The organism is Haloarcula sp. NS06 (assembly GCF_051122755.1).
GTDB lineage: Archaea > Halobacteriota > Halobacteria > Halobacteriales > Haloarculaceae > Haloarcula.
The window spans coordinates 1,874,078-1,896,805 of sequence record NZ_CP184844.1; the positions used below are offsets into that span (position 1 = coordinate 1,874,078).

General features: G+C 64.1%; 28 protein-coding genes. 16 read left to right on the top strand and 12 right to left on the bottom strand.

Going from position 1 to position 22,728, the window contains the following annotated elements; all coding sequences use genetic code 11:
• The first annotated feature begins 176 nt into the window (after window positions 1-176).
• From ACODNH_RS13490 to ACODNH_RS13500, 3 genes are all read left to right on the top strand, one after another.
• The gene (locus tag ACODNH_RS13490) at window positions 177-512 is read left to right on the top strand and encodes a DUF7113 family protein (protein WP_306704945.1); all 336 of its coding nucleotides are present in this window, start codon (window positions 177-179) and stop codon (window positions 510-512) included.
• Between the two features lie 83 nt (window positions 513-595).
• The gene (locus ACODNH_RS13495) at window positions 596-946 is read left to right on the top strand and encodes a winged helix-turn-helix domain-containing protein (protein ID WP_306704948.1); all 351 of its coding nucleotides are present in this window, start codon (window positions 596-598) and stop codon (window positions 944-946) included.
• Window positions 946-1,248 (top strand): DUF7521 family protein, encoded by a 303-nt coding sequence (locus ACODNH_RS13500; protein WP_306704950.1) that lies wholly within the window; start codon window positions 946-948, stop codon window positions 1,246-1,248. Before ACODNH_RS13495 ends, ACODNH_RS13500 begins: the two co-directional genes overlap by 1 nt.
• 4 nt (window positions 1,249-1,252) lie before the next feature.
• Here ACODNH_RS13500 and ACODNH_RS13505 read toward each other — a convergent pair whose 3' ends face one another.
• Together ACODNH_RS13505 and ACODNH_RS13510 are read right to left on the bottom strand one after the other, a co-directional pair.
• Window positions 1,253-2,503: a DNA double-strand break repair nuclease NurA gene (locus ACODNH_RS13505; protein WP_434530421.1), complete on the bottom strand. Its 1,251-nt coding sequence runs from the start codon at window positions 2,501-2,503 to the stop codon at window positions 1,253-1,255.
• Window positions 2,504-2,558: 55 nt separating this feature from the next.
• Window positions 2,559-2,951, bottom strand: coding sequence for a DUF7522 family protein (locus tag ACODNH_RS13510; RefSeq protein WP_306707441.1), 393 nt, complete (start codon window positions 2,949-2,951; stop codon window positions 2,559-2,561).
• A 171-nt stretch (window positions 2,952-3,122) separates the two neighbouring features.
• Here ACODNH_RS13510 and gpmI point away from each other — a divergent pair, with 171 nt between their 5' ends.
• Window positions 3,123-4,682, top strand: coding sequence for a 2,3-bisphosphoglycerate-independent phosphoglycerate mutase (gpmI, locus tag ACODNH_RS13515; protein ID WP_306704955.1), 1,560 nt, complete (start codon window positions 3,123-3,125; stop codon window positions 4,680-4,682).
• Between the two features lie 17 nt (window positions 4,683-4,699).
• Here gpmI and ACODNH_RS13520 read toward each other — a convergent pair whose 3' ends face one another.
• Window positions 4,700-5,368: an RNA 2'-phosphotransferase gene (locus tag ACODNH_RS13520; RefSeq protein WP_306704957.1), complete on the bottom strand. Its 669-nt coding sequence runs from the start codon at window positions 5,366-5,368 to the stop codon at window positions 4,700-4,702.
• Between the two features lie 185 nt (window positions 5,369-5,553).
• Here ACODNH_RS13520 and ACODNH_RS13525 point away from each other — a divergent pair, with 185 nt between their 5' ends.
• Both ACODNH_RS13525 and ACODNH_RS13530 read left to right on the top strand, forming a co-directional pair.
• Window positions 5,554-6,288 (top strand): bifunctional helix-turn-helix transcriptional regulator/GNAT family N-acetyltransferase, encoded by a 735-nt coding sequence (locus tag ACODNH_RS13525; RefSeq protein ID WP_306704959.1) that lies wholly within the window; start codon window positions 5,554-5,556, stop codon window positions 6,286-6,288.
• A 91-nt stretch (window positions 6,289-6,379) separates the two neighbouring features.
• Window positions 6,380-6,871: a pyridoxamine 5'-phosphate oxidase family protein gene (locus tag ACODNH_RS13530; RefSeq protein WP_306704961.1), complete on the top strand. Its 492-nt coding sequence runs from the start codon at window positions 6,380-6,382 to the stop codon at window positions 6,869-6,871.
• Between the two features lie 6 nt (window positions 6,872-6,877).
• On the opposite strand, the gene nadC is transcribed toward ACODNH_RS13530, so the two are convergent.
• The 3 genes from nadC to nadA are packed head-to-tail and all read right to left on the bottom strand — an operon-like array spanning window position 6,878 to window position 10,352.
• On the bottom strand, window positions 6,878-7,699 hold the full coding sequence (nadC, locus tag ACODNH_RS13535; RefSeq protein WP_306704963.1) for a carboxylating nicotinate-nucleotide diphosphorylase: 822 nt from the start codon (window positions 7,697-7,699) through the stop codon (window positions 6,878-6,880).
• A complete protein-coding gene (locus ACODNH_RS13540; protein ID WP_306704965.1) occupies window positions 7,699-9,222 on the bottom strand; it encodes an L-aspartate oxidase in 1,524 nt (507 codons plus the stop codon). Before ACODNH_RS13540 ends, nadC begins: the two co-directional genes overlap by 1 nt.
• 2 nt (window positions 9,223-9,224) lie before the next feature.
• Window positions 9,225-10,352 carry a quinolinate synthase NadA gene (nadA, locus tag ACODNH_RS13545; RefSeq protein WP_306707443.1) on the bottom strand — a complete coding sequence of 376 codons (1,128 nt, stop codon included), beginning with the start codon at window positions 10,350-10,352 and terminating at the stop codon, window positions 9,225-9,227.
• A gap of 22 nt (window positions 10,353-10,374) precedes the next feature.
• Between nadA and ACODNH_RS13550 the strand changes: the two genes are divergently transcribed.
• Window positions 10,375-10,620 (top strand): hypothetical protein, encoded by a 246-nt coding sequence (locus ACODNH_RS13550; RefSeq protein WP_306704966.1) that lies wholly within the window; start codon window positions 10,375-10,377, stop codon window positions 10,618-10,620.
• A gap of 1 nt (window position 10,621) precedes the next feature.
• Here the strand turns inward: ACODNH_RS13550 and ACODNH_RS13555 are convergent, their stop codons facing one another.
• A complete protein-coding gene (locus ACODNH_RS13555; protein ID WP_306704967.1) occupies window positions 10,622-12,118 on the bottom strand; it encodes an amidohydrolase in 1,497 nt (498 codons plus the stop codon).
• An 81-nt stretch (window positions 12,119-12,199) separates the two neighbouring features.
• Here ACODNH_RS13555 and hmgA point away from each other — a divergent pair, with 81 nt between their 5' ends.
• Window positions 12,200-13,417 carry a hydroxymethylglutaryl-CoA reductase (NADPH) gene (gene hmgA / locus ACODNH_RS13560; protein ID WP_306704971.1) on the top strand — a complete coding sequence of 406 codons (1,218 nt, stop codon included), beginning with the start codon at window positions 12,200-12,202 and terminating at the stop codon, window positions 13,415-13,417.
• 24 nt (window positions 13,418-13,441) lie between these two features.
• Here hmgA and ACODNH_RS13565 read toward each other — a convergent pair whose 3' ends face one another.
• Window positions 13,442-13,792: a hypothetical protein gene (locus ACODNH_RS13565; protein WP_434530422.1), complete on the bottom strand. Its 351-nt coding sequence runs from the start codon at window positions 13,790-13,792 to the stop codon at window positions 13,442-13,444.
• Window positions 13,789-14,313 carry a DUF5817 domain-containing protein gene (locus tag ACODNH_RS13570; protein ID WP_434530423.1) on the bottom strand — a complete coding sequence of 175 codons (525 nt, stop codon included), beginning with the start codon at window positions 14,311-14,313 and terminating at the stop codon, window positions 13,789-13,791. Before ACODNH_RS13570 ends, ACODNH_RS13565 begins: the two co-directional genes overlap by 4 nt.
• Window positions 14,314-14,405: 92 nt before the next feature.
• Here ACODNH_RS13570 and ACODNH_RS13575 point away from each other — a divergent pair, with 92 nt between their 5' ends.
• Window positions 14,406-14,744: a cupin domain-containing protein gene (locus tag ACODNH_RS13575; RefSeq protein WP_306704978.1), complete on the top strand. Its 339-nt coding sequence runs from the start codon at window positions 14,406-14,408 to the stop codon at window positions 14,742-14,744.
• A gap of 37 nt (window positions 14,745-14,781) precedes the next feature.
• Window positions 14,782-15,582, top strand: coding sequence for a hypothetical protein (locus tag ACODNH_RS13580; protein ID WP_306704980.1), 801 nt, complete (start codon window positions 14,782-14,784; stop codon window positions 15,580-15,582).
• A gap of 19 nt (window positions 15,583-15,601) precedes the next feature.
• Here ACODNH_RS13580 and ACODNH_RS13585 read toward each other — a convergent pair whose 3' ends face one another.
• A complete protein-coding gene (locus tag ACODNH_RS13585) occupies window positions 15,602-15,826 on the bottom strand; it encodes a hypothetical protein (protein ID WP_306704982.1) in 225 nt (74 codons plus the stop codon).
• A gap of 81 nt (window positions 15,827-15,907) precedes the next feature.
• Between ACODNH_RS13585 and ACODNH_RS13590 the strand changes: the two genes are divergently transcribed.
• Entirely contained in the window at window positions 15,908-16,135 is a 228-nt protein-coding gene (locus tag ACODNH_RS13590; RefSeq protein ID WP_004593747.1) for a hypothetical protein, read from the top strand.
• Window positions 16,136-16,338: 203 nt separating this feature from the next.
• On the opposite strand, the gene icd is transcribed toward ACODNH_RS13590, so the two are convergent.
• Entirely contained in the window at window positions 16,339-17,601 is a 1,263-nt protein-coding gene (icd, locus tag ACODNH_RS13595; RefSeq protein WP_434530424.1) for an isocitrate dehydrogenase (NADP(+)), read from the bottom strand.
• A gap of 150 nt (window positions 17,602-17,751) precedes the next feature.
• Between icd and ACODNH_RS13600 the strand changes: the two genes are divergently transcribed.
• Both ACODNH_RS13600 and map read left to right on the top strand, forming a co-directional pair.
• The gene (locus tag ACODNH_RS13600) at window positions 17,752-18,594 is read left to right on the top strand and encodes an isoaspartyl peptidase/L-asparaginase (RefSeq protein ID WP_434530425.1); all 843 of its coding nucleotides are present in this window, start codon (window positions 17,752-17,754) and stop codon (window positions 18,592-18,594) included.
• A 43-nt stretch (window positions 18,595-18,637) separates the two neighbouring features.
• A complete protein-coding gene (map, locus tag ACODNH_RS13605; protein WP_306704991.1) occupies window positions 18,638-19,534 on the top strand; it encodes a type II methionyl aminopeptidase in 897 nt (298 codons plus the stop codon).
• A 218-nt stretch (window positions 19,535-19,752) separates the two neighbouring features.
• On the opposite strand, the gene ACODNH_RS13610 is transcribed toward map, so the two are convergent.
• The gene (locus ACODNH_RS13610; RefSeq protein WP_306704993.1) at window positions 19,753-19,950 is read right to left on the bottom strand and encodes a hypothetical protein; all 198 of its coding nucleotides are present in this window, start codon (window positions 19,948-19,950) and stop codon (window positions 19,753-19,755) included.
• A gap of 243 nt (window positions 19,951-20,193) precedes the next feature.
• Here ACODNH_RS13610 and ACODNH_RS13615 point away from each other — a divergent pair, with 243 nt between their 5' ends.
• The 3 genes from ACODNH_RS13615 (at window position 20,194) to ACODNH_RS13625 (ending at window position 22,709) form a co-directional block, all read left to right on the top strand.
• Window positions 20,194-20,730 carry an HIT family protein gene (locus ACODNH_RS13615; protein WP_434530426.1) on the top strand — a complete coding sequence of 179 codons (537 nt, stop codon included), beginning with the start codon at window positions 20,194-20,196 and terminating at the stop codon, window positions 20,728-20,730.
• Between the two features lie 130 nt (window positions 20,731-20,860).
• Complete coding sequence (locus ACODNH_RS13620) at window positions 20,861-21,748, top strand: ubiquinol-cytochrome c reductase iron-sulfur subunit (protein WP_434530427.1); 888 nt, start codon at window positions 20,861-20,863, stop codon at window positions 21,746-21,748.
• Between the two features lie 46 nt (window positions 21,749-21,794).
• Window positions 21,795-22,709: a cation diffusion facilitator family transporter gene (locus ACODNH_RS13625; RefSeq protein ID WP_434530428.1), complete on the top strand. Its 915-nt coding sequence runs from the start codon at window positions 21,795-21,797 to the stop codon at window positions 22,707-22,709.
• Window positions 22,710-22,728 lie beyond the last annotated feature (19 nt).

Genomic DNA, 22,728 nt, shown 5'->3' on the forward strand with positions numbered 1-22,728 from the left:
AAATTCCGAGGCACGAGAAAGAGCGCGTTCGGATACCGCTTGGGATGCTGCCGCCAGTCGAAGACCCTCGTCGGGATGCGAGCAGTTCCGAGAGCGACCGGTTCAGTCCAGCGGTGTCGGGGCGACCGCTTGTCCCGGGGGAGAATCTTTTGCCGCTGGGGCCCTTACATCGGAGCATGTTGCTTATTCGGGGGACAGCAGGCGGGACAGCGCTAACCGGGACGCTGTACGAACCAGGCGAGGAGCCGCCCAAGTTCAACGGCGCACCGGACGAGGGGACACCCTACGTCTGGGTCTGTGACGCCTTCTACGAGGTTGAAAGCGGCGGACAGGTCCAGTCAATCGGCGACCGTGAGATCCGAATCGCCTTCGAATCCCCGATGCCCCGCGGCTTCGAGACGCGTGATGCGGCCATCAACGCGGCCAAAGAACACGTCCGAACGCAGTTCGCCCGGCTCGGTGTGGCCGGCGAGACGGTCGACGTGACGGTGCAGCAGGCCGAGACGGCGTAGTCGAACCGGCATGCTTTCCCGCCGTTTTCTGAGTCAGCGAACGACCGGTGAGTTATACAACGGCTCGGGTGAAACCGCTGCACGTGGCCGAGGACCCGTCCCCGACCGAGGTGTTTGCCCTCCTCGATGACGAATACGCTCGCGCACTCCTTGCAGCCACGAGTCACAGACCCATGACAGCAACTGAACTCAGCAACGACTGCGACATGTCACTCTCGACCGTGTATCGCCGTCTCGACGCGCTTGAGGACTGCGGCCTCGTCGCTGCTCGAACGCAAATTGCGGATGACGGGCATCACGTAGACGTGTACGAGGCACAGATGGACGAACTCACCGTCTGTCTCACCGAAGGAGCCTTCGACGTGACCCTCTCCGTTGAGTCAAAGACACATGAGTTCGCCGATGCGCTAGTAGACCTCTGGGAGGGACTCTAATGGAGTTTGCCGGCCTCTCCGCCGAAACGTGGGTTACCGTCAACACTGCTTTCCACCTCGCACAGACGGGGGTCGGACTGCTCATTGCTGCATTGGCGCTCGTTGGCTACCGTCGACGGCGGACTCGCTCCATGCTCGCACTGGCTACCGGAATCAGCCTCCTCACCTTCGTTTCGTACCTGGTTACCCTTAGTGCCGTGCAGGTCCTCCCGCGAATGGTGCTTCCCCTCCCGGGCACCATCACCGAACTAGTCGGTCTCCTCGTCCTCCTCTACGCTATCGTTCTGGCCCGTCGTGACTAACCCTTCAGAACGATTCTTCGACGGCTCCCCACCGGATGTCGTTGAACTCTCGCTCCCGGTCGGTCTCGAACGTCCGCTCGATGCGGCGAGTGAGTTCCTCGCTGCCCTGCCGGTCGATTTTGGCGAGTTCATCGGCCTTTCCGATGGCCAGTGGCGGCCCCTGTTCCCGGGCCACGTCGTGGAGTATCTGCCGCGTGAGCTTGGCCCGGCATTCCGGATCTTTGGTGAACGCGTACGGGGCCTCGACGCGGAACACGAGATCCGAACGCGGGTCGTAGAGGACGAAAAACGTCACCTCGTAGGCTTCGGGGTCGAGGGACCGTTCGATGCCCAGCGCGTCACCGTCGGCGGCCATGATGCCGTCAGTACCGCCCCGTGAGCGGAACCAGTCCGTCGCGGTGAGACAGTCGGTTTGCCGCTCTCCCTCGTTGTCGCGGCGCTCAAGGATTCGCCGGAAGAAGGCGGTGTCGTTCACCCACGGGGCGTTGGTCTTGCGCCGTAACGCCCGCGTGAGGGCCTTCGTCGAGGAGTTCTTGATGAACCCCACCATCGGGACGCCCCGCTCGACGAATCGCTCGACGAGGTCGACATAGTTGTTCACGACCGTTTTGGGGCGGTCGTCTTCCGCGAGCAGGTCGGCCAATTCAGTGTCGCGGTCGGCCCAGCGGAGCACGCCGGTCGGGTAGATGGGGCCGTCGAGGATGAACAGGTCCTCGACCATGTCGGCGTTGGTCAGTGCGTGCTGGCTCTCCGCGAGGTACAGCGCCAGCGCGTGGACGACCCGCTGTTCGTAACGGTCGACCTGTGGTACGTCGAGAACGCGCCGCTTGGCGTAGCCGCGGTCCCCGCCCTGCCACTCGCCGTCGAACCCCAGCGTCGCGTCGTTGGAGTGGACGGCCATGATGATGGTCCGGCCCCGGTGGAGTTCCACGTCCGAGGGAACACTCCCCATCGCCGCCTGGGCCACATCAAGTACCAGCCCGTTCTTGAATGTCGTCGGATTGATTGTCCCCGAGTCCAGACCGTGCTGGGTCGGAAACGGTGGGTCCGCCAGCGCGATATCCTCAATGGGGACCTTCCGGCGGCGCTGCTCGTCCAGTGGCTCCAGAATCTTCGTTCCCTCCTGCCACAGCGGGTCGAGAAAGTTGTCCCACACCTCCTCGGCGGCCGCCTCTTGGTCGCTCGTCTCGACGGTCTCGCGTACCTGCCCGGCGAGCTTGGCGATTCCGTCGACGTGGACCGGGTCAAGCGTCATGCCCGTGGGTTCGCCGGCACGGGCATAACCCTTTGGTCACCCGCCGATTCAGTGGTTACTCCTTGCCCGACTCCTCGCGGAGCAGGCGCTCGATGGCCTCGGCGATCTCTTCGTAGGACTGCATCGTCAGGCCGTCCGTGGTGATGAGCACGCCCTGACGCTCGGTTGTCGCTCGCACGAGGTAGCCGTTGGAGAACGCGCGTACGGTGAAGCGATAGTCGCCCAGTTCGGACTCCTGATAGGCGTTCTTCGTCTGCTTGTACCCCTGCCACTCGTGGCCGACGAAGTCGTTGAGGTCGGCGTCCTGTTCGAGGTCCTCCCGCAGGTAGAGTTGCTCGAAGTTCGCACGTGTGAAATACGTCACTGAACGGAGCGAGTCGCCCGTCGCCGTCCGGGCTGTGGTAACGATTGCGTCGGCTAGATCGTCCGAGAGAATATTTCGAGTCATGCCCGACCGAAGGCGGGCCACCCTCTTAATTTCAGGGTTCCAGATACCGGCAAGGATAGCGGAGTGGATGCGTAGGGATAGCCCCATCAGCACCGCCGAATTTCGCATTATCGACCGTCACGTTCGAGACTGACCGACAGTGTATTACGCCGGTCGCGTGACCCACTGGATATGGACGCCGGACTCATCATCTTGGACGGCTGGGGCCTGAATCCGGACGACGATGTCCGGGATGCCGTCGCTGCCGCCGACACGCCGAACTTCGACCGCTACCGAGACGCAGGCGCAGCGTCGACACTTGCCACCCACGGCCGCCGGGTCGGCCTCCCGGAGGGCCAGATGGGCAACTCCGAGGTCGGCCACCTCAACATCGGGGCCGGCCGCGTCGTCAAACAGGACTCCGCTCGCGTCAGCGACAGTATCGCTCGCTCACGTGGCGAATCACCGCCCGACGACGACGCACAGGACCCACCATTCTTCGAGAACGAAACGATTTTATCGGCCTTCGAGCACGCCGAGGCGCACGACGGTCGGGTCCACTTCATGGGCCTCGTTTCGGACGGCGGCGTCCACTCGTATCAGGACCACCTGCACGCGCTCATCGAACTCGCAGGCGAGCGTGATACCGACGCCGTCTCCCATGCTTTCACCGACGGCCGTGACACCTCGCCGACCGGCGGCGAGGAGTATCTCGCCGACCTCGAAGCCCACGCCGAGGAGCACGGAACTGGCCATACCGCCACCGTCTGCGGGCGCTACTACGCGATGGACCGTGACCAGAACTGGGAGCGGACCCGCCGAGCCTACGACGCCATCGTTCACCGCGAGGGCGACCACCACGCCGATGACGCCGTCACGGCGGCCACCGAGTCGTACGCCCGCGACACCACTGACGAGTTCATCGAGCCGACGACCGTCGGCGACCACGCCGGTCTCGAAGACGGCGATGCGGTCATCTTCTTCAATTTCCGGTCGGACCGCGCTCGGCAACTTACCCGGATGCTCGGCGATATCCGCCCGGATGACTGGGGAGCTGACACCGAGCCGCCGGACACCCGGCTGGTGACGATGACGCAGTACGACGAGACGTTCGACCTGCCGGTCGCGTTCCCACCGAACCAGCCTGAGGACGTGCTCGGCGAGGTGCTTTCCGAAGCCGGGAATACACAGATTCGGCTGGCCGAGACAGAAAAATACCCGCACGTCACGTACTTCCTCAACGGCGGTCGTGAGGTCGCGTTCGACGGCGAGAGTCGCGAAATCGTCGACAGCCCCGACGTGGCGACCTACGATATGCAACCGGAAATGAGCGCGCCAGAACTGGCCGACACTGCTATCGACTTCATCGAGACTGAGGACCCCAATGCGATGGTGCTGAACTTCGCCAACCCTGATATGGTTGGCCACACTGGCGATTTCGACGCGGCGGTGACCGCCGTCGAGGTCGTCGACGAACAACTCGGGCGGCTAGTCGAGACGATTGGGGCTGCTGGCGGTCACGCACTCATCTGTGCCGACCACGGGAACGCCGACGACATGGGGACCGAAGACGACCCGCACACGGCCCACACGACCAACCCCGTCCCGTTCATCTACCTCTCTCCTGACGGGACTGCCGGTGGACGGACCGCTCGTGACGGCGGGACGCTGGCCGACCTTGCGCCGACGATGCTCATGCTCATGGGTATCGACCGGCCGGACGCGATGACCGGCACGCCGCTGGTCGAGTAGCAGGCGACGCGACCACGCTAGTTTTCGAGCACGGAGAGATACTGCGGCGGCACGCGGGCAGTCGTGTACGTCTCGGTCCCGCGCTTGACAATCCGTCGGTCATCGGACTTCATCACTTCGGCGTCAACGACAAACACGACCGGGTCTGCGGCGTGGCGACGCCCCACCTCGCGGGCCGCTGCGACGGATTCCGAGAGGTGGACCGTCTGGCGGCCCATCGGTTTCAGCCCCGCTTCGCGTATCGAATCGGCGTTCCGCGGGGCAGTCCCGTGATACAGCGTCGCCGGAACGGGGTCGTCGGTCTTGTCGAGGGTCACGTCGATGGAGTGCCCGTACGCCGCGCGAACGCGACCGCCAGCGGTCGCTGTATCTGTCTCTCCACTGTCCCCTGTCCGTTCGAACCGCCCTTTTGGGTCTGTGGCAATGACGCCGGCCAGTGCTTCACCATCCACCCAGTCGTACTGTCGCTCGACCGCCGTACGGAGAGAAGCGAAGTCCGTCCACCCCGCTTTGTCTACCTCGATGCCTGCGTCTTCGGGAAAATGTCTGAGCGCGCCCGAGACGAACTTCGAGAGCTGTCGTCGCCGTTCGCCGTCGAGAATCTGGGGCCCTGTTCCGTCACAAACCGGGCACGTGTCGCCCTCGAAGAAGCCGTCTTCGGGACAGCGGCGGACTGCGTCTGGCATAGCCGAAAATGAGCTACGACCATACAAAAGCGTCACGCGGACGCATGCAATGCTGCGGCAGCAACTCCTGTTCCAACCGGTCTCACCGGCGGCCACGGCAGCGCTGCTGGCAAGCCGGCCTGCAATTGCAGGCGACGTTGCCGGGTAGCTTCAAGTAGATACAGTCATCAGTGGGCCATAGCGAAATGCCGTCCCCAACAGACCTCGAACTCGGCGGTGAGCGGTCCGATGTGTACCGGTTTGTGGAACGGAACGGCCCTGTCGCACCCAGCGAGGTGGCCGAAGCCATCAGTGTCGACCCCGAGCGGTTCCAGCACCACGTCTCCATTCTCAAACGGGACGACCTCATCGAGGCCACCGAGGACGGGCACCTCACTGTGGCGCTTCATGACGGTGAAACGGCCGAACACTACGAGGCCGGCGTCAGCTATGAGATACGCCCGTCCCGGCCGTCGGACCTCTCCGGCGTCGTCGGCACGATACGCGACGTGACCAGCGAAGCGCCGTATCTCATCGCGGCCGGCGTGGCCGAACAATTGGCCTACGAGGACACGCTCGTCCGCTGGGGCCCCAACCGCTGTCGTGTCGTGTTCGTCGCCACGGTGGACGATGACGTCGTCGGTTGGGTCCACGTCGCCATGTCCGAAGTGGACGAACTCGCGTCGACGGCCGAACTCACGCTCGGCGTGATGGAGACGTACCGTCGCCATGGTATCGGCAGTCACCTGCTCCACCGTGGGGTCGAATGGGCCGCAAGCCGTGGCTGTCGAAAGGTGTACAACAGCCTGCCGGCGACGAACGAGCGAGCAATCGACTTTCTGAAGGCGGCCGGCTGGACGGCTGAGGCTGTCCGTGCCGATCACTACGAAATCCGGGACGAACTGGTCGACGAGGTAATGTTGGCCCGCCGACTGGACTGAGACAGACTGCACAGCGTCCCACCGCGTGGTGAATAGCGACCCCCGAGCCAGCGCCCTGTGGCTTTATGATTATATGCCGACAAGTAGCGACATGACAGTTTCCGAACTGGAAGACTTCGGGATGCTCCAGATGGACAGCGGGGACATCGAAAAGACCCTCGAACACACAAGTGTCGGCGTGCTCGGCGTCCCAACTGACTCCGCGCCGCTATTGCGCCCGCTTAGTTTCTGGTACGACGGCGAGTCCGCGCTTTACTTCGTCTACGTTCTCGGTGTCGACAGCCGAAAAGTAACAGCGAGCGATAACGCGGCCGTTGCCCGGTTTCTCATCCACGACATCGAAACGACGTTCAACTGGCGCAGCGTCCTATTGACGGGACCAATCGAGCGAGTCCCTGAGGACGAACGTATGGCAATTGGAGAACAGATCGACACCGCTTGGGAGCCCGACGTGTTTGAGCGGGCGGCCGAGACGGAGGCCACAGCGCTGTACCGGTTCCGAATCGATGACCGCGCCGGTATCAAGCAACTCGAACTCCCGCCCGAACTCAGGACCGAATCCTCGTCGAGTCGGCCGGACTGACCGGATTCAACCCGTTCGAAAGGAGAAATCCAGCGTCGGTGCGGAGTGGGTCAGCGACCCCATTGAGATGATATCCACACCTGTCTCGGCGTAGGCCGGCACGTCCGCGACGGTGATGCCGCCACTGGCCTCTGTGAGCGCGTTGGCATCGGCCGCCGCTACGAGGTCGACGGCCCGCTCGGTCTCCGCGGGGGGCATGTTGTCCAGCAGGACGATGTCCGCACCGGCCTCGGCGGCCCGCGGCGCGTCCGCCGGGGATTCGACCTCTACGTCGAGTTTCGTGGCGAAGGAGACCCGCTCGCGGAAGTGCTCGACGGCGTCAAGCAGTCCCATCTCGGCGATGTGGTTGTCCTTGACCATCACCATGTGCGAGAGGTCAAGCCGGTGGGTGTCGCCGCCGCCGGCTGCCACCGCTCGCTTCTCGATGCCGCGCAGGCCCGGGGTCGTCTTTCGCGTGCCGGCGATACGGGGTGTGGAATCTGCCGTGGAGGATTCCGCCGCATCGACAGCGGCCCGGGTCTTCGTCGCCACACCCGAGGCGTGACCAGTGAGGTTCACGGCGACGCGCTCGCCGCGGAGCACCGACTGCGCGGGGCCGTCGACGCGAAGCACCACGTCGCCGGCGTCGATAGCGTCACCGGAGTCGACCGGTGTCTCCACCGCACAGTCCAGATACTCGAACACGCCGGTGGCGGCGTCGAGGCCCGCAACCACGCCGGACGCTTTCGCGACTAGTCGCCCCTCGGTCGTCCCAGGCACGTCGTTGGTCACATCGTGGTGGCCCACGTCCTCGCGGAGCCACCGCTCGATGTCGCTGTCAGTGAGCATTAGTCGGCTGTGGACTCCGGTGGGTCCTCGCTCGCGTCCACGAGATTGTGCGTGCCGACGCTCTTCTCGTTCTCGGCGGCGTGGCGCGCAATCAACAGGGCGGTGACGCTAGCGTGGCGGAGTTCGTACAGCGAGCGGCTGGTTCGCGTACGGACGTAGGCATCCACTTCGCCCTTAAGCCGGCGGAGGACGGCCATCGCGCGCTGGAGGTCCGCGGGGTCGCGCTCGACGCCGACATTCTCGTCCATCACGCGGGTCAGCCGCTGGAACTTGTCGCGGGCGAACCGCTCGGGCAGGTCCGGGTCGCGTTCGAGCAGTTCCGGCGCTTCGATTGGTTCCGGATCGGCCCCGGCAGCGTCTTCGCCGGCACGCAGACCCCAGACCAGTCCCTCAAGCAGGGATGTACTTGCGAGGCGGTTCGCGCCGTGGACGCCGGTCCGGGAGCACTCGCCGACGGCGTAGAGCCGATCCAGCGTCGTCCGGCCACGATCGTCGACGCTGATGCCGCCACAGAGGAAGTGCTCGGCAGGCGCGACTGGGATGCCGTCCGCCCACTCGACACCGTGTTCCGCACACCTGTCGGCGAGGTTCGGGAACTCTTCGGCGAAGTCGAGCGGCGACACGTCCAGTGTCACTTCGCCCGTCGCCTCCCGCTCGGCCTTGACAGCGCGGGCCACCACGTCGCGGGGCGCGAGTTCGGCGTCGGCGTGGTAGTCGGGCATGAACCGCTCGCCGTCGCCATTGCGGAGCAGACCGCCCTCGCCGCGGACGGCCTCGCTGACGAGGAATGCAACGTCAGCGTCGCCATTCTCCTCCAGTACGCACGCGGTCGGGTGGAACTGGACGTACTCCATGTCCTCGACCTCGGCTCCGGCGAGTGCGGCCATGCCGATACCGTCCCCGGTCGTGTTGTCGGGGTTCGTCGTCCGCGGGTAGAGGTCGCCGATACCGCCCGTCGCCAGCACGACGCTGCCGGCGAAGTACGGGTCGACCTCGCCGTCGGATTCGAGCATTGCGCCGTGGACCCGGCCCTCGTGACGGATGAGTTCGAGTGCGGCGGTGTCGTCCAGAATCTCCACGCCGTCGTGATCGTCGATGTAGTTCAGGAACGGGACGTGGATGTGCTTGCCCGTCGAGGCGTCCACGTGGAGAATGCGGTCCTCGCTGTGGGCAGCCTCGCGGGTGAAGTCGTGGCCCGAGCCGTTCTGGTCGAACTCGACGTCGAGCGTCTCAAGCAACACGTCCTCGACGGCCTCGTTTGCGTTCTCGACCAGCACATCGACGGCATCGGGGTCAGCGGTACCGTCGGAGGCGGCCATGATGTCGTCTTTGAATTCTTCGGGCGTATCCCGGGAGACGGCGATGCCGCCTTGCGCCCACCAGGAAGAGGAGCCTTCCGGACGGGTCGCCTTCGTAGCGAGCGTCACGTTGTCACCTTCGCGGGCCGCGGCGAGCGCCACCGCCAGCCCGGCGATACCGGAACCGATGACTAGCACATCCGTCGTAATCGGGTCGTCTGTCATGGTTAGATCTCCAGCATTCGGTCCATCGCGACCTGTGCCAGTTCCTTCTCTTCGGGCGCGACTTCGATGACGTTGCGCTCGCGGCCCTCGACCAGTTCCTCTAGCACCCACGCGAGGTAGTTCGGGTCGATCTGGCGCATGGCGTTGCAGTCCATGCAGGCGTCGCCACACAGCGGGACGACGTTCACCTCTGGGTGCCACCGCTGGAGGTGGTGCGTGAGGTGAATCTCCGTGCCGATGGCCCACGTCTCGCCGGGGTCAGCCTCGGCGACGGACTCACAGATAGTCGACGTGGAGCCGGCCACGTCGGCGGCCTCAACGACTTCGCGGCGACACTCGGGGTGGACGATGACGTTCGCGTCGGGGTAGTCCTCGCGGATGGAGTCGATGTGGTGCTCGCGGAAGCGTTCGTGAACCTGGCAGTACCCTTCCCAGAGGATGACATCGTTTTCGACGGCGTCGGCGGCGTCGGTGCCCTCGGCGTCCCAGGGGTCCCACTCGACTGTCTCGTCGGCCATGTCGAGCCGGTGGGCCGTGTTTTCGCCGAGGTGTTTATCGGGAAGGAACAGCACCTTGTCACCTTTCTCGAAGGCGTACTCGAACGCTTTGTGGGCATTCGAGGACGTACAGACAAGACCGCCCTGCTCGGCGCAGAAGGCCTTCAGGTCGGCGTAGCTATTCATGTACGTGATTGGGATGATTTCCTCGTCGTCGTCGAGCGCCGCGGTCAGTTCCGCCCACGCGGCGTCGACCTGCAGCGCCTCGGCCATGCCGGCCATCGGGCAGGACGCCTCCATCGACGGGAGAATCACGGACTGATCGTCGTCCGTGATAATGTCCGCGGATTCAGCCATGAACGTCACGCCACCGAAGATTACGTAATCGGCGTCGGACTGGGCGGCTTCCTTCGAGAGCTGGTAGGAGTCGCCGATAAAGTCGGCGTGCTCGACGATTTCCCGCCGCTGATAGTTGTGGCCGAGGATGACCACGTCGTCGCCAAGCTCGGCGAGCGCGCTCTCGATGCGCTCGGTCCGCTCGTCTGCCTCGAGGTCCCGGTACGCCGGCGGGAGTTGCTCGAGGTTGTCATACTTGAAGAGGCTCAGATCCGTCTCGAACGCGGCGGTTTCCATTTCGGGCACGTTGTATCCACCTGTGGGTACTCACACTTCGGAACTGCTCGGTGAAAAGATTTTATCTTCAAAAGAGTTGGTTGGTGGCGGAGAAGATTGTATAATCAATATCGGTGGCAACTCTATTTTTGTTTCTGGACTTGGTGGCCACTCTGGTTTTATACTCGACTTTGGCGATATATCCGGTTCTATACCCTGTATTGTTGAACCAAGTTATTTGTTACCGAACAACAAGAACTGTGGCGCTTCGATACCGCTCTTTGTTTGATTCAGTCACCGGAGTCAAATACGATATCGCCAGCGCTGACGGTCATCGTGATTGCTGTGTCCGAAATCTCCCCGTTTGGCATTTCCCACGGCGAGGCCGATAGCACAGCGAAATCCGCGACCGATCCCGGCGTAATCGTGCCCATCCGGTCCTCATCGAAGCCTGCATACGCAGCACCGCTGGTGTACGCCCGGAGCGCCTCGTCGACTGTCAGGCGCTGGCTCGGTTCCGGCGCAGTGACGGCCTGCTGGACGCCATACAGCGGAGAGAGCGGCATACAGTCGCTCCCGAAGGCCAGTTGTGCGCCGGCATCAACGAGGTCGCGGAAACGGTTCGTCAGTCCGCGACGCTCGCCGAGGCGTTCGTCGTACAGGTCCCCCGTCGCTGCCCAGCGGTGGAAGTTCGGCTGGGCCGAAACGACCAGCGGCGACGCTGCCAGTCGCTCCACGAGGTCACCGGTGAGGACCTCGGCGTGTTCGACACGGTGGCGCTCGTCCGCGGCATCGACGGATTCGATAGCTGAGAGCAGCGTGTCGATAGCCGCGTCGCCGATGGCGTGGGCGGCGAACTGGAGGCCCGCGTCGTCGACCGCCGACACGAGTTCCCGAAGTGCGTCGGGGTCCGTCCGCCACTCGCCGACGCTGTCGCTGTCGGCGTATGGGTCCCGGAGCCGCGCGGTTCCAGCCCCGAGCGACCCGTCAATGTACGCCTTGATCGCGCCCGTCCGGACGCGGTCGCTCCCGTGGTTCGTCACCAGACCGAGTTCTCTGATTGCTTCGAGATGGTCCGCCCAGTAGTTGAGTCGCACTCGCAGGGAAAGGGCGTTCTCGGTATCTAAATCGCGGTACACTCGTGGGGCGTGTGACTGCCGAACCATGTCGTGGACAGCGGTGACTCCCTTCGAGAGGGCCACCTCCTGTGCAGCCAGCAGGTACTCCCGTGTCTGTGCGTAGTCGGGCGCGATGGCATCGAAGACGGCCTCGGCGGCTTCTTCAACGAGTACCCCGGTCGGCGCGCCGTCCCCGGTCTGAACGCCGTCGTCGGGCAGATCCAGCACGTCCAGCGCGGCGTGGTTCACCGATACGGTGTGGATGTCCTCCCGCGCGGCCGCGACCGGACGTTCAGTGCTTACCCGGTCCAGTGTCGCCGCCTGCAACAAGTCCCCGCCCCAGTCGCTCTCGTCGTAGCCGAAGCCCAGAACCCAGCCCTCGCCGTCGTCGGCCGCCAGCAGCCGGTCGATGCAGTCGTTCGGTCCGTCTGCCCCGGCGAGATCGGCTTCGATCGCACGCCGGCCGACGATGTCCAGATGCGTATGGGCGTCGACGAAGCCGGGCAACAGAACGCCACCGCGACAGTCGACGGTCTCAGCACCCGCGGCCGAGAGTTCGTCCGGGTCCCCGACGGCGGTAACCGTGCCGTCCGTTACTGCAACCGCTGACGCCGGGTCGTCGCCGGACAGCGGCCGTACCTCACAGTTTGTGAATACGCGGTCGACCATACAGACTCCGGGCGCGGCGACTGCAAAACCCTTGGCCCGCCAAGAGCAACTGTTAGGAGCCCCGAAGCCACACCGGTCAGTATGACCGACTCCGACGTCGTCGCGCTCGCAGAGCGCATTCGTGACGGTGAGTTGCGGCTCTACGAACTGGAAGACCACGCCGACCCTGACACTGCAGCGGCTGCCCGCAGGCACCTGCTGGCCGAGGAGACTGGTGCGGACCTCTCCGCGGTCGGCGACTACACCTTCGACGCCGCCGACGCCGAGAGCAATATTGAGAATATGGTCGGCGCGGCACAGGTTCCGATGGGCGTCGTTGGCCCGCTGCCTGTTGACGGTGGAGCCGCTGACGGCGACCACCACCTCCCGCTGGCGACCAGCGAGGGCGCGCTGCTGGCCTCAGTCAACCGCGGCGTCTCGACCATCCGCAACGCCGGGGGCGCGACCGCTCGCGTCCTCAAGTCCGGGATGACCCGCGCGCCGGTGTTTCGCGTCGAGGATGTGGCCGAGGCAGGCGAGGTGTCGGCCTGGGTTCGCGAACACGTCGATGTTCTCGCCGACGCCGCCGAGTCGACGACGAGTCACGGCGAACTACAGGACGTGACACCCTACGTCGTCGGTGACAGCGTCTTCCTTCGTTTTTCCTACGACACCAAGGACGCGATGGGGATGAACATGGCCACCATCGCGACGGAGGCGGCCTGTGACGTTGTCGAGTCCGAAACGCCGGCCGACCTCGTGGCGCTGTCGGGCAACCTCTGTTCGGATAAGAAGCCTGCTGCCATCAACGCCGTCGAGGGCCGGGGCCGCACCGTCGCCGCCGACGTGCTCATCCCCCACGAGCAGGTCGAGGACCGACTCGATACGACGTCCGACGCTATCGTCGAGGCCAACACCCGCAAGAACCTCGTCGGCTCGGCGAAGGCCGGTGCGCTGGGGTTCAACGCCCACGCTGCCAACGTCGTCGCTGCCGCCTTCCTCGCGCTCGGGCAGGACATCGCACAGGTAGTCGAAGGGAGTAACGCTATCACGACGGTCGACGCTCGCGAGGACGGTCTATACGCCTCCGTCACCATCGCATCGCTGGAGGTCGGTACCGTCGGCGGCGGCACGGGCCTGCCAACCCAGTCCGAAGCGCTTGACGTGCTGGGGTACAGCGGCGGCGGTGACCCTGCCGGGAGCAACGCCGACGCGCTCGCCGAAGTCATCGCCGCCGGCGCGCTGGCTGGCGAACTCTCCTTGCTTGCGGCGCTGTCCTCGCGCCACCTCTCCTCGGCGCACGCTGACCTCGGGCGGTAGTCCCGGCTTCGGGGAGGTGTGCTGTCACTCCCGACTCTGGCTCACCAGAAAGCCGGCCCCCGCGACGAGCACGACGACGCCGGCGAGCAGGAGCGCTTCCCGCCCGAGCAGCGGGCCGAGCACGAGCAGCGCCCACGCGACGGCAAAGACACCGTGGGCGATGGCGAACAGCCGGCGGCCCCGGCGAGCGAACACGACCGTCCCCAGCGCGAACCCGAGCGTGAGAACGACCGCCGAGAGCGCAACCGTGCTCACCCGCAACGAGCCGACTGCGACGGGTTCGACGACCGGCGTGAGCAAGAACAGCAGTCCAGAGAGACCGACGAGCGTCCCGACCGCGACTGGTCCAAGCTCGAAATCCAGTGTCTCGGTCATAGCAGCCGGTACTGCCCCCGGCTTTCCGATGCTTCGCCGGCGCGAACCAGCTTTTTCAACGCCTTCCGGGTGTACGACGCCGGGACGCCGCGCTCTTCCGCGTACCCCACGATGTCGTCCTCGGTCGGCTCATCCAGTTCCCGCACCGCGCTCGTTACCGTCTCCTTGCGGCTTGACCCGCCCGTCGCTCCCTGTTCGGCGCGGTCGGCGGCCGCCGACACGGCGTCGGTGTCGATCCCCGAATCTTCGAGGTATGTCTCGTCATCCACACCCACGTCGTCGACCTGCCGCTCCATCTCGGCGTAGGAGTCCAACTCCGCGAAGGCGTCGCCCTCCCCCTGACGGTTGGCCAGCATCGAGGCCCGAACCTCGCGGGCGTGGGCCTCGTCGTCCGTCTCGATGAACTTCCGACGCTTCTCGTGTTTGCGGCGCGTGCCACACCGCGGGCACTGGGTCGTCTCCGGTCGCCCTTCGGTGACCCACAGCGCACTGCACTCACTACACCCGACGACCGCGTACATAGCTCTCCGTCAGGGCTGGACGGTACTGAACCCACCGACGTCCGATGCCGGGGGACGAACGCTTAGGTGGAGAGGGCGCGACAGCACCGCCCATGGAAGAAGTACCGCAGGCGGCCTGTGAGACAGTCGAAGCAGTCGACGGCGTGCACCTGACACAGATGGCCGTCGGAGAGGAGATGAGCGTCCAGCAGTTCCATATCGAACCAGGCGCGGCCGTCCCGGAGCACAGCCATCACCACGAGCAGGTCGGTTACGTTGTCAAAGGGACCTTCACGTTCCACGTCAACGGCGAGGAGTACGTCATCGGCCCCGGAGACTCCTATGTGGTCCCGAGCGAGGAACCACATGAAGCGCGCAACGACGGTGAGGAGCCGGTCCGCGGCATCGACGTGTTCAGTCCGCCCAGACCAAACCCGGACTGGCAGGACTAACCACAACTGTTTGAGTCCTGCGGCCGTATGGTAGTTGATGACGCGGGCAGTGGCTGCTATCGTGACGCTCACGCTCGTCCTCGCTGGCTGTTCCGGGTTCGTCCAGCCGGACAGTCCAGAGACGGTCACACCGGCGGCGGTGCCGACTGACGGGGTCGGGTATCCGCCGGGCGTGAGCGACGACGCAGTGATTCCGTCAACGCTGGCCAGCGCTCACGAGCGGACACTTGCGACGACAAATTACACGCTGATCACTCGCCAGCGAGTCACAGACCGCAACGGGACGTTACTCCGACGGTCAAACCATACGCGCTACGTTGCGGTGAACAAGACGACGTACGCAGGGCGGTTCCGACAGAACGGCACGGAACTGAACACGTTCACTACCCGCATTGACTACTGGACCAACGGCTCCATCGTCGCGGCCCAGTACGACGAGCGAGTGAACCGCCGCAGCCAGGTCAAGTGGTCTGTCCCCGACGACGGCCCGGTTTCGGACCTCTCGGAGCGCCGGACGATCCGTGGGATCGGGGAAGCCGTCGACCTCTCCGTTGCCGACCGGAGTGATGGCGTCGTCGTCCTCGTCGGCACCCGCCTTAGCAACCCTGACAGACTCAACACACCGCTGTTCGTGAGCGACCCCCGCAACGTCTCCGTCCGACTCCGCGTCAATCACGATGGCACCGTTTCGGCGTTTCGGCTGGCTTTCGACGCTGAACGAAGCGACCGGCAGGTTCGTGTCACACAAGAGATGCGGCTACGACACATCGGGTCGACAACGGTGAGACAGCCGGAGTGGGTCGCCAATACGACCCAGCGGTCGCTTCAGGACTACTAGTCCGCCTGCAAAGAACAGATCAGGCGCTACCGAGCGCGGGCAGTACCCGCCGTGAGCTGAGCATATAGCCAGCGTACAGGAGGACCAGACCCATGTACACCTCCCAGGCAGCGAACGCGGAGATGCCGCCGGACAGGTCGACGAGAGCGGCCTGTTCGGTGAGTGCTCCCCCTACAGTTAGCCCGGTTGCGAGAAGCGTCGAGAGCAGGAGTTCGAATAGTTCCGGAATCGATTCTGAAACCATGTATGCACAGATATCACTACGAATGCGCTTGTAGCTCTTTCGATCCGAGAAAGCTTAGTAGGCCCACGAGAACTGACTTGTATGAGTCAAAACTGGAACGCGGACTACGCGACACTCGCAAAGCGCGGGTTCATGCTCGGGGCAGGGTTGTTCCTCCTCGGTATCGCAGGGGAAGTCGCTGGGGGCACCGTTCTCGGGACGCTCCCTGCCTGGGGCGACACGCTGCTGGTCGACATAGAAATGCTCGGTATTCTCGTCGGGCTTCTCTCGCCGCTCGTGTTCGGTGTGGTTATGCCGCTGACCGAGTAACGCTTTTCGGACCGGGTACGCTCCGTAGACAAAGGAAACCGATGAGTGACAGCTCTGTTCTATTGACAGACTCCGCGCCTGTCTCGTCGCTCTCGAGCTGTAATGTGCGATAAAAATGGAGCGTCTATGTAGTCAGCGCGACTAGCTTATGCGAGTTTCTCGATATTCGCGCGGTGTAACCGCGCGAGCCAGAGAAGTTGGCTTCAGGCCAGCTTCTCTATGTTCTCGACGACCTTCTCGGCGAACTCGCTGGTGGCGAGCTTCGTGCCGCCCTCGATCTGACGTTCGAGGTCGTAGGTGACGTTGCCCGAGGAGATTGTCTCCTCGACGGCGTCACGAACGAGCTCGCCGGCGTCCTTCCAGCCCATGTATTCGAGCATGAGGCGGCCGGAGAGAATCATCGCGGTCGGGTTGACCTTGTCCTCGCCGGCGTACTTCGGCGCGGAGCCGTGGACCGGCTCTGCGAGACAGCGAGCCGAGCCGAAGTTCGCACCGGGGGCGATGCCGAGCCCACCGATCTGTGCGCCGGCGGCGTCGGACATGTAGTCCCCGTTGAGGTTCATCGTCGCGATGACGTCGTACTCGTCGGTACGGGTCAGGAGCTGCTGGAGCATGTTGTCGGCGATGCGGTCGTTGACAACGAGCGCGTCCTCGGGCGTCTCGCCGTCGTACTCGTCCCATAGCTCGTCCTCGGTGATGACGTGCTCACCGTATTCTTCTTCGGCGACTTCGTAGCCCCAGTCACGGAAGGCACCCTCGGTGAACTTCATGATGTTGCCCTTGTGAACCAGCGTGACGCTGTCGCGGTCCTCTTCGAGGGCGTAGTCGATGGCCTCGCGGACGAGGCGTTTGGTCCCGAACTCGGTGATCGGCTTGACGCCGATGCCGACCGGGCCGTCGTGGATGGTCTCGTCGAAGTTCATCTCATCCTCGACGAACTCCTTGACCTCCTCGACTTCGTCGGTGCCGGCCTCCCACTCGATGCCGGCGTAGACGTCCTCGGTGTTCTCCCGGAAGGTGACCATGTCCATCTCCTCGGGGTCCTTGACCGGTGACGGGACGCCCTCGATGTGGTAGGTCGGGCGAACGTTCGCGTAGAGGTCGAGCGTCTTCCGGAGTGCGACGTTCAGCGAGCGGAAGCCAGCGCCGACCGGTGTCGTTAGCGGGCCCTTAATAGCGACGTTGAACTCTTTGATGGCTTCGACGGTGTCATCAGGGAGATTCTCGTCGTACTTGTCCCGGGCGGACTGGCCGGCGTAGACGCGCATCCAAGAGATGTCACGACCGGTCGCGTTCGCGGCAGCTTCGAGCACCTTCTGTGCGGCCGGACCGACGTCCGTCCCGATACCGTCCCCGTGGATGATGGGGATAATTGGGTTTTCCGGAACGTCGAGTTCGTCGTCCTCCGTGACCTGAATCTGCTGTCCCTCGTCGGGAATCTCCACTTTGTCGTAATCGTAGCCCATATTCCGCCAATTGATAGTCGCCCCTAAAGGCGTGCCGCTTTGCCTCAGACGTGGTAACACAGCGCGTAAAGAAAGGTCACGACCGCACGCCGGCACGTCACTATCGCAACTGTCGGAGGTAATATGCCTTTCGTGTGTCAACGGGGCTGTATGCACGTTATCGTCCACGGCGGCGCGGGCAGTCTCCCGGAGACACCGGCCACTCGGCAGGGAACCCTCACAGAGGCCGCTGAACAGGCGACGGATGCAGAGGGTCCGATAGAGGTGGTGCTGGCCGCGCTTCGGCCGCTCGAATCGGATCCGGCGTTCAACGCCGGCGTCGGTGGGGCAATCCAGAGCGACGGCGAAGTCCGGACTGACGCTGGACTGATGACCGACGGCGGCGGGGTCGGAGCGGCGTGTGCAATGTCTGGTGTTGTACACGCTACGGATGTGGCCCATACTGTGGCAACTGAGACGCCACACGTCCTGCTGGCCGGCAACGAAGCCGTTGACTTCGCGGCTGGCACAGGTGTCGAAACCGGCCGGGACCTCACGACTACAGAGACGCGACAGCGATACGAGCGTGCGGACCCGCCCGACGGTGGACCCGCCGACCACCTCGACTGGGTCCGTGAGCATTTCAGCGGTACTGACACCGTCGGCGCTGTCGCAACCGATGGAGACCGCCTCGTCGCGGCGACGTTGACCGCCGGGCGCTGGTACGCGCTGGCCGGTCGAGTCGGCGATGTGCCACAGGTCGGCGCTGGCTTCTACGCGGACGACCGCGGTGGTGCGAGCGCGACCGGAGAGGGAGAAGCTATCGCCCGGTTCGGGTTGGCTCGCCGCGCTGTCGAACTCTTGGGCACGTACGGCCCGAAACAGGCCGCCGAAGAAGCAATCGCCGAGTTCGAAGACGCGACTGGCGGGCGTGCCGGCGTAATCCTTCTCGACCACGCCGGCCACACCGGAGCCGAACGGAACACTGCCGCAATGCAAACCGCGACGAGATAACCAGAGGGAAACCCCTTTGGCCGCCACCGACTAACCGGCGTGCATGACTGACGTGGACTTCGATTCCGAGCAGTACGAGAAATGCCGCGAAGCGGGCGAGATTCTGGCACAGGTGCGCGACGAGGCGGCCGAGCGCGTCGAGGTGGGCGTCTCCCACCTCGAAGTCGCTCAGTGGGCCGAGGACAAGATCCGGGAGCTGGGCGGCGAGCCGGCGTTCCCGGTGAACATCTCCATCGACGAGGAGGCCGCTCACGCTACCCCTGAGCGCGACGACGACGCGACGTTCGGTGAAGAGATGGTTAACCTCGACATCGGCGTCCACGTCGACGGGTGGCTCGCCGACACCGCCGTGACGGTCGATCTCTCCGGGCAGGACGAACTCGCCAAAGCCCCCGAAGAGGCTTTGGACGCCGCGCTGGACGTTGCCGGCCCGGGTGTTGACGTGGGCCAGATCGGCGCAGCCGTCGAGGAGGTCATCGAGGGGTACGGCTACAACCCCGTCGTGAATCTCACCGGCCACGGACTCGGTCACTGGGAGCAACACACATCGCCGAACATCCCGAACCGCGAAGTGGCACAGGGTGCGACACTCGACGTGGGCGACGTGGTCGCTATCGAGCCGTTCGCCACCGACGGCCGCGGCAAGGTGCAGGAAGGGGCCGACGAGGAGATTTTCGCCCTCGAACGGGAGGGGTCAGTCCGCAACCGGCAGGCCCGCCAGGTCCTCGAACAGATCACCGAGGAGTACCGTACGCTGCCGTTTGCCGCACGCTGGCTCGACTCGCCGCGAGCGGAGATGGCGCTTCGCCGCCTGAAACAGCAGGACATTGTCCACGGCTACCCAGTCCTCAAAGAGCAGGACGGCGCGTACGTCAGCCAGAAGGAACACACTGTCATCATCACCGAGGACGGCTGTGAAGTAACGACGCGCTCGCGGTAACGCGATACGGCTTCGAACCTGCTGGGTGACATCGGGATACCGTTTTCGAGCAACGCCACCACTCTGCGAATAGTGGAAAGGGTGGAGTAGGGGGTGTGTGGCCACGCAGTCAGAGACCGCGTGGCGTATGGAAAGGTGGGGTGGGGGTGTGTGGCCACGTAGTCAGAAACCGCGTGGCGTACGGAAATGGTGGGGTGGGGGTGGGGTGTGTGGGATGGTCAGGCGTTGTTCATCCGTGTCGACGTGGTTGTCCCACAGATTTGACACTCGCTAACCCGATACGGCTCCCGGGAAAACGCCGCGTTTTCGCGTTTATCGGACTCTGTCTGTATCTGGACACGCACGCCGTGCGGTGTTTCACGGTCACACGTGGTACAGTGTTCGGCCATGTCAACGCCGCCGTTTATCGCTGCCATCCCGTCTGATACAAGCCCGGTAGAGAGTATAAAAACCACCTTCAGTTCTGGTCCGTTCAGCACTGTTTATCGCAAGACGGAAGTCGATTTCTGCTGAAGGCGGCGTTAGGTAAGCCAAGAATGTTTAAAAGATTCGCTAAGGCCACAGAATCCACTCAGGTTGCGTGAACGGCCAACACTTTTATATATGCGCTTCACAGCCACAGTCCTGCCGTTTTTGCTGATGGGTCGACAACTGGCGGTATGGACAAGGTGTTTGCGCCGTGGCGCATCGAGTGGGTCGAGCGCGAGGAGACGAACCCAGATGTCGACTGCGTGTTCTGTGCGTTTCAGGCACAGGACGACGACCGGGCGAACAATCTCGTGGCGCGAAGCGACCATGCCTTTGTCCTCCTGAACAACTATCCGTACAATCCCGGACACGTGATGGTCATTCCCCACACCCACACCGGCGAGTACGGCGATCTCGACGACGAAACCTTGCTCGACCACGCTCGACTGAAACAGCGGACGTTCGACGCTCTCGAAACTGCGCTATCCCCGGATGCGTTCAACGCGGGGCTAAACCTCGGCGGAACGGCGGCTGGCGGCTCCATCGACGACCACCTCCATACCCACATTGTGCCGCGGTGGAACGGCGACACCAACTTCATGCCGGTCATCAGTGATACGAAAGTCATCGTCGAGGCTGTCGAAGAGACGTACGACCGGCTCTACGCTGCGTTCGCGTCACAAGACGGGACGACTGCTCCTGCGGATGGGGCTGTTCGAGTCGAGTAGACCGGCTGTTCTGGCATCCAGCTAAGCTACGGTCTTCGCCGGTAGAACTGTGGTCAGACAGCCGATTTCCGGTAGCTGAAAAGCATCGGGTGGGCCTTTTTCAGTGGCCGTCAAACCGTCGTATGGTCCCATGACCCAAGAAGGCCCTCTAAATCACGGCCAGCGTGATAAGTACCCGGCTCCATCCGGTCGCCGCCGCTTCGTCAAAGGACTGGTCGGCGCCAGTGCGCTGTCGGGGGTGACAACCGTCGGTGGCCTCGCAGTCGACGCAACGACCGACCAAGGCGGCGTCGGTGGCGGTACCGTGTCCTATGTCGGCATCCGGAACATCGCTGGCCCGGCGAACCGACCGATGCCGATCGTCCCGCTGGAGATATCCGATGGCGCACTCCGCGGCATCTGGCCGTCCGTCTCAGAAGAAACAGCGGGCGGCGATACCTTCCGTATCGCCAAGGGCGAACTGGGCGGCGTGACGTACTCCCAGCAGTGGTTCCAGTACTGTGGGCTCGAAGTCGCTGCGGGACTCGAACCAGACCCCGATCGCGATGGGTTCCTCAGGTCGAAGGCGACGTACGACTGGCAATCCGAGCTACGCGACGGCGATAAACTCCGTGTCGAGCACTTCGAGGACTACGAGTCGTGGGGAAACAACATCGGTAGCGACGGTCTCGGCAAGCCAGCGGTCGCGACCTGGCGCTCACAGGGCGAGGACGTCAAGGAGATTCAGGTTCAGGTACTCCGGACACCTGCCGTCGCGAAGATGGTCGCCGGTGAAGACAAGTACGCCGACCTCGCCGGTGAGATACGTGAATTCATAGACGCGGCCACCGCCGAGGATTTCATCGCATGGGTGAACCGCTGTACGCACCTCTGCTGTAATCCCGGGTACAAAAAGACGCCTGGAAGCGCGAAGTTCGAAGCCGCCGACAAGGTGTACTGTAACTGCCACCAGTCGGTGTATGATCCGTTCTCACCAACGAAGGCAACCTTCGCGTCCCGGCCTCGGCCACAGGGATAGGTCAGTGTCGAAGCGGCTTTGACGGCGGCCCGACAACGGGGGAGCAATGTCACGCCGCGCGACGCTCAGGCGAGTCGGCCTGCTCGTTCTCGGCGTCAACCTTCTCCTCGTGCTGCTGAAAGCCGGCGTCTGGCTCACCACTGGAAGCTTCGCCGTCCAGTCCGAGGCGGTCAACAGCGCCGCCGACACCGCCTACTCGCTGGTCATCGTTGCCGGGCTGTACCTGACAACGCGCCCGCCGGACTTCGAGCACCCCCACGGCCACGAGCGTATCGAGCCGTTCGTCTCGCTGTTCGTCGCCGCGGGTATCTTCGCCGCTGGCGGGTTCGTCCTCTGGAACGCCGGAACCGCCCTGTTGACCGGGGACATCTCGGTGACACAGGGGCCAGCCGCTGTGCTCGTGCTCGCGTTCTCGGCCGTCGCGAAGTACGGGCTCTACCGGTACTGTCTCCGCGCGGGCACGGACCGTAACTCCCCGGCGCTCATTGCGACAGCGAAGGACAACCGTAACGACATCCTCACAGCAGGAGCGGCGCTGGTCGGCGTCGCCGGCGCGATGGCCGGCTACCCTATCGCCGACCCGCTGGCCGCACTCGTCGTCGCCGTCGGCATCATCTACACCGGCATCGAGGTCGTCCAGGAAAACGTCACGTATCTCGTCGGCGGCGCACCGCCGGAAGACCTCCGGCGCGAAATCCTCCGCCGCGCGCTCGACCACCCGAAGGTCAGCGGCGCACACGACGTCATCGCTCACTACGTCGGTCCCGAAATCGACGTGAGCCTCCACATCGAGGTGGAGGGCGACCTGACGCTGTTCGAGGCCCACGACATCGAGACGGCGGTCATCAAATCTATCGAGGAGCTTCCGGAGGTCGACGACGCGTTCATCCACGTTGACCCAAAGGAACTCGGCGAGTGGAAAGACGACGAAGAAGTGGAACGGCTCGCTGACTTGGAGTGACGTTTTAATACCTGTCGTG